This window comes from Neobacillus drentensis (assembly GCF_036965645.1).
Lineage (GTDB): Bacteria > Bacillota > Bacilli > Bacillales > Cytobacillaceae > Neobacillus > Neobacillus drentensis_D.
Window position 1 is genome coordinate 6,602 of sequence record NZ_JBALPZ010000077.1, and the last position, 6,332, is coordinate 12,933.

General features: G+C 39.6%; 5 protein-coding genes. 3 read left to right on the forward strand and 2 right to left on the reverse strand.

The window, feature by feature from the left end; translation table 11 throughout:
• Positions 1–278: 278 nt before the first annotated feature.
• The 3 genes from rpiB (V7266_RS15290) (at position 279) to glpX (ending at position 3,910) form a co-directional block, all read left to right on the forward strand.
• Positions 279–743 (forward strand): ribose 5-phosphate isomerase B, encoded by a 465-nt coding sequence (gene rpiB, locus V7266_RS15290; RefSeq protein ID WP_335468797.1) that lies wholly within the window; start codon positions 279–281, stop codon positions 741–743.
• Positions 744–805: 62 nt separating this feature from the next.
• Positions 806–2,845, forward strand: a complete 2,040-nt coding sequence (gene tkt, locus V7266_RS15295; RefSeq protein ID WP_335468798.1) for a transketolase — start codon at positions 806–808, stop codon at positions 2,843–2,845.
• A 102-nt stretch (positions 2,846–2,947) separates the two neighbouring features.
• Positions 2,948–3,910 carry a class II fructose-bisphosphatase gene (gene glpX / locus V7266_RS15300; protein ID WP_335468799.1) on the forward strand — a complete coding sequence of 321 codons (963 nt, stop codon included), beginning with the start codon at positions 2,948–2,950 and terminating at the stop codon, positions 3,908–3,910.
• A gap of 184 nt (positions 3,911–4,094) precedes the next feature.
• Here glpX and V7266_RS15305 read toward each other — a convergent pair whose 3' ends face one another.
• Positions 4,095–5,429 (reverse strand): MFS transporter, encoded by a 1,335-nt coding sequence (locus V7266_RS15305; RefSeq protein WP_335468800.1) that lies wholly within the window; start codon positions 5,427–5,429, stop codon positions 4,095–4,097.
• A 239-nt stretch (positions 5,430–5,668) separates the two neighbouring features.
• Positions 5,669–6,154, reverse strand: a complete 486-nt coding sequence (gene rpiB, locus V7266_RS15310) for a ribose 5-phosphate isomerase B (RefSeq protein WP_335468801.1) — start codon at positions 6,152–6,154, stop codon at positions 5,669–5,671.
• Positions 6,155–6,332 lie beyond the last annotated feature (178 nt).

Below are 6,332 nucleotides of genomic sequence, written 5' to 3' on the forward strand. Positions count from 1 at the left end.
GTGAAAATGAAAGCAAATACGAAAATACATATTTGTGCATGCAGAATTAAAACTTGAGTTTAATTAGTACTCAGAGAAGCATATTCCTTCAATAATATCTTAACTTCTTATTTATATCTCCCCATACTCCTTAGCTTTCCTTCTCGCCTTACATTGTTATGTTTTTAATATTTTTATCACTTCCTTTCGTTATCTTTCATTTTCCGAAAATTTTATTGACAAAAACGAAAATAAGTGAAAAAATACAATTAAATAAAGCGAAAAAGGAGTGTTTTTTTATGAAAATAGGGATTGGTTCTGATCATAACGCTTTTCAAATGAAAGAAGAGGTAAAATCATATATTACTAGTTTAGGTCACGAGGTAATTGATTATGGCTGTTATTCAGAGGACGAGGCAGATTACCCAGGAGTAGCATTCAGTGTAGCCACAGACATTACTGCAGGGAATTTAGAAAGAGGCATTCTCTTATGCGGGACAGGAATTGGAATGTCCATCGCCGCAAATAAAGTTCCAAATATCCGCTCCGCTCAATGCCATGACGTGTACTCAGCAGAGCGAGCACAGTTAAGTAACAACGCTCAAATTATTACAATGGGTGCCAAAATTATTGGAGCAGAGTTAGCCAAAAAAGTTGCAGAAGCATACTTAAACGTTTCTTTCCAGGGCGGCAACTCAGCTAGGAAAATTGATCAAATAATGGATAAAGAAAGAGAATTTCTTCTTCAAGGCTCCTGCTGCTAGGCTGAAGCAAATTGGGCTATGGATTATTTTAAATAAATCTCTCACAAGTGAAGGTGAAAAACATGCAATCGTTAGAAAATCAAATTGTTCAATCACTTAGAGTCCTCTCCATTGACATGATTGAGAAATCAAAATCAGGACACCCAGGGCTTCCAATGGGAGCCGCTCCAGCAGTTACGGCATTATATAGAAATCATCTTAAGTTTAACCCCACAAATCCTAATTGGTTTAACCGTGATCGCTTTATTCTTTCTGCCGGCCATGGTTCAGCCCTTCTTTACAGCTTACTACATGTTTTTGGCTATGATTTGTCGATTACAGACTTACAGCAATTTCGCCAAATGGGAAGCTTAACACCAGGTCATCCTGAATATAAGCATACTGTCGGCGTAGACGCAACAACCGGGCCTCTTGGCCAGGGGATTGCCATGGGTGTAGGAATGGCGATGACAGAAGCCCATCTAGCTTCATTATATAACCGCCCTCATTATCCGATTGTGGACCATTATACTTATCTTTTATGTGGTGACGGATGTTTAATGGAGGGAATTTCCTATGAAGCAGCGTCTCTTGCCGGCCACTTGCAACTAGGTAAGCTTATTTTGCTTTATGATTCCAATAACATATCACTCGACGGGGATTTGGATAAGGCTTTTTCAGACGATATTGGAGCGAGATTCCGCTCCTGTGGCTGGCAAACCCTTGTTATTGAAGATGGTAATGACTTGGAAGCAATTAACAATGCCCTAACCTTAGCAAAAACGGAAATCAATAAACCAACCATCATTGAAGTAAAAACAGTCATCGGATATGGCAGCCCTAATAAAGCAGGAACATCATCAGTCCACGGCTCCCCGCTTGGAGCTTCAGAGGCTGAGTTAACGAAGAAAAAGTATAATTGGGACCTTCCTCCATTTACCCTGCCTGAAGAGGTCAACAACTTGAAAGATTTATACCGCGAACAAGGAACACAATTAGAAGCGGATTGGCTCCAAACTCTAAACAGATACTACCAGGAATACCCTCAGCTGCAGATGGAAGTCCAGGCAATGATTAAAGGAGATTTGCCAGAAAACTGGGACGAAGCATTATTGCTTTATACAGAAACCCATAAAGCGATGGCTACTAGAGATGCTTCAGGCAATACTCTCAATCAAATTGCCGTAAACTTGCCCACTATTTTTGGAGGATCGGCTGATTTAGCTTCTTCAAATAAAACCATGCTTAGGGAGGCCGGAAATTTTTCAGCGGCCAATTATCAAGGCAAAAATATCTGGTTTGGGGTCCGTGAATTTGCAATGGGCGGTATTCTTAATGGTATGGCCTTACACGGAGGGGTTCATCCTTTTGGCGGAACATTCTTTGTTTTCTCTGATTATTTGCGATCCGCAGTACGTTCTTCCGCTTTAATGGGAATCCCTGTTACTTACGTTATGACTCACGACTCTATTGCAGTGGGGGAAGATGGACCAACACACGAGCCGATTGAACAGCTTGCTTCCTTTAGAGCAATGCCCGGACTAACTGTCATTCGACCAGCTGATGCAAATGAAACTGCCGAAGCCTATCGGTATGCCTTTTCACAAAAGGAAAATCCTGTCATGCTCGTCCTAAGCCGTCAAAACCTTCCGATTCTCCCTGACAGTCTTAATAAGGCAAAAAATGGAGTTGCAAAGGGTGGGTATGTATTACTTGAATCCAAAGGACAAACGGCAGACATTATCTTAATCGGTACAGGTTCAGAAGTATCTCTTCTCGTCGAAGCCCGTCAAGTGCTTGCTGAGCAAGGTATCGATGCCGCCGTCGTCAGTATGCCTAGCTGGGATCTATTCGAGAAGCAGTCAGATGAATATAAAGCATCTGTCTTACCATGCAACAATCCACGACGCTTAGCCTGTGAAATGGGCTCCACATTTGGCTGGCAGCAATACATCGGCCCAAATGGCATAGTTATCGGAATTGATACCTTTGGTGCCTCCGCTCCCGGATATGAACTTATCAAGCATTATGGATTTACAGTTGAAAATGTAGTATCGCAATCAAAGGCAATCGTTGAAAGAGCGAGAGTAAGTAACATTAAGGGGTTATGGATTAACAGATAACGCGATAGTAATTTTACATAAAGACTGTTGAACTAATAAAAGGATAGTTTAACAGTCTTTTTCTCTCATTATATGGACAGTACCCACCAGGAGGTAATTAAGATGCTTTTAAAAAACAATCAAGTATGTACCCAAGCCTTGGTAATGGATTTTCTTTCAGCTTCACAGCAGGCCGCTGCCGCTGCATATCCTTGGATTGGCAGAGGAAATAAAAATGAAGCTGACGGCGCCGGTACAGAAGCAATGAGAAATCGGCTGAATCTTATTAACATGCAGGGAGTTATCGTTATTGGCGAAGGCGAGATGGATGAAGCCCCTATGCTCTTTATTAATGAACAATTAGGAACCGGCGATGGTCCGGAAGTGGATATCGCTGTCGATCCTATTGAAGGAACCACATTAATGGCAAAGGGACAGGAGAATTCCCTTGTTGTGATCGCCGCCGCTGAAAGAGGAAGTTTACTACACGCACCAGATATGTATATGAAAAAGATTGCTGTAGGCCCAAAAGCAAAAGGCTGTATCGATATAAATTTATCATTAACCGAAAATATGCAATCTGTCGCAAAAGCACTCGGAAAAAAGGTAGAAGATTTAACCGTTATGATTCAGGATCGACCGCGTCATGAAGGATTAATTACTGAGGTATTTGAAGCAGGTGCCCGCGTTAAATTATTTTCCGATGTAGATATTACCGGTGCAATCGCTACTGCCATAGACAATATGGATATTGATATTTTAGTAGGAACTGGCGGTGCCCCTGAGGGTGTCATTACCGCTGTTGCCTTAAAATGTCTAGGAGGAGATTTCCAGGCAAAATTACTCCCACAAGACCACAAAGAATATCATCGCTGTCTTGAGATGGGCATTCTGCATCCAGAAGAAACTTTAACCATAGATGATATTGTAAAAACGGAGGATTGCTTCTTTGTCGCAAGCGGAGTTACGGATGGAATGCTGCTTAAAGGGGTCGAAAGAAATGAGGACAGCAAAATATCCACCCATTCACTCGTCATCATCGGAGGAAGCATTAATAGCTTTCAATTTATCGATGCACGGATATAATTATACTTCGGGATCAACAGAACAATAAAAAACACAAACACAAGCAAAATCCCTTTTAGGTTTTGCTTGTGTTTTTTCTATACCCATTCATCATTTCTTCCTAAATAAAAAACAGACGGTGAGACCGTCTATTTTTTTATTTTATTAAAGGAAGCGATTACTTTTTAGTGTAATCAGCAGCTTGTTAATTTTGAATAGGTTCTTTTAAAGTTAAAATAACAATGAAGCCAAGTACTAATAATACCCCAAAGAATCCAAACGCAAGATTATAATTACCTGTTGCATCAAGAATGGCACCTACAATCATCGGTGAGAAGAACCCTCCAAGGTTACCGCCGCTGTTAACGGTAGCGATGGCCACTGGATACGTATCTCTATTAGTTAATCCCATCGGATAAGCAGTAAATGCAGGCCAGCCGATATTTAAGAAGAAGCCTGCCAAGCCTAAACAAAGTGCAATTAGTACTCCGTTGTTCGGTATATTGGTAACAACAAACATCATAATAGCTGCAAATATCGCTGTGATTAACATAGTTGGTTTTCGTCTTTTTAAGAAAATTTTGTCAGAAATCACACCGCCTAAAATCGCACCGACCAACCCGCCGATAGCAGGAGTGGATGCTAGGAACCCCATTTTCATCAAGGAATAACCTTTTGCATTAACTAGATACATAGGGACCCATGTTAACAAACCATATAAAACACTATTCATAAAAAAGTAAGTAAGAGTGTTACCTAAAATATTCCAGGACTTGAAAACGCTTTTAGATGTAGTTAAAGGCTGTACCTTTTGGTAACGAATGACTTTATCAATCCAACCAAGTGATTTCTGCTCCCCATCTTTTACTTCCTTAACCACTTCACTCTGACGAATGTATTCTAATTCAGCCTCAGATACTTGTGATGATTCTTCCGGTTTTGACCTTACAAACAGATACCAAACAATCGCCATAATTACCCCAGGAATCGCAAACCAGAAAAACACGGAACGCCACCCTTGAGTCATAGCAATCCAAGTGGCAATGATCGGGACAACAATCGGAGCCAACTGCGTCGAGGCTATGTACACGCCAGTAGCCGTTGCCTTTTCCTTTGCCGGGAACCACTGGTTAATGGTAGATGTCATACTTACAGGTGCCGGTCCTTCTGAAACCCCTAATCCTAAGCGAAGCAACACTAGGGTTGTTGCACTTTTTACAGTACCAAGTAAGAACGTTACAATTGAAAAAGCGAGGATTGCAACTGCCGCGACACCACGAGTGCCCTTTTTACCAAGCAAGAAACCAGCCGGAATCTGTGTTATCGCATATCCTAAGAAGAAGAAGCTCGCGATTGCCCCAGCCTGGAAATTATTTAATGTAAATTCCTCTTTAATGAACGGTAATACAACACCAATATTAGTTCTGTCAGCCATACAAACTAAATAAACGCCAAAAATAATCATTAAAACTACCCAGCGGTAGCTTGATTTTTGCTTCAATACAGGTCTGGCATTAATTTTGGATTCAGGTAAAGCCATCATAATCTCCCCCAGAACAATCTCATATTAATATAAAACGTTTTCAAAAAGATGTTTTTGTAATATCGAATTATCTGCGCAAAAAATATTCTACTATTATTTTATTACAGCACTCCACCTTATAATAGTTTAATAAGTCCCTATTATACTTTTTAACTATTCTAAAAATAGAGTGCATAAATAATATTATTCTATTGAAGTTTTTTAGATAGTATTAGAAGAAACCAACAGCTCCATTTTTATGAGCAGGCTTGAGGTTGTGTTTCATCTATTCCAGCAGCTAGTAATTCTTTTTCTTTGTCGATAATTTTTTGAACCTTTCTTCCTGATCTTGCTTCCTCAAATGTCGAGTTAAGGTATGCTTCTACCAATTTTTTTGCCAGCTCTGGTCCAACAATTTGAGCTCCCATGGTCATGATTTGTGCATTATTGCTTTTTTGAGCTCGTTCTGCTGAATAGATATCATGACAGCATGCAGCACGTATCCCTGGATACTTACATGCAGCAATAGCAACTCCAATTCCAGTCCCACAAATCAAAATCCCTCTTTCAGCAGCACCTTCGCTAATATCTTTAGCTACTTGAAACGCCACATCAGGATAATCCACATTTTCACATGAATGACATCCGTAATCAATTACTTCATAATTATTGCTTTGCAAAAACTCTTTAATTGTCTCTTTCAACATTACCCCATTATTATCACAACCAAGCGCAACTTTCATTATTCCCATCTCCTTCGTTTATTTTCATTTATCTTTGTTTTAATTATATGTTTTCGCTTTCACTTCGTCAATATATTTTCATTTTTAATCATTATTAATATTTTATTTTTCTTTTTTAAGAAATCACGAAAATAAATAATAAAATATGATAAATTTATGTCAATTTAGTATGTTTATA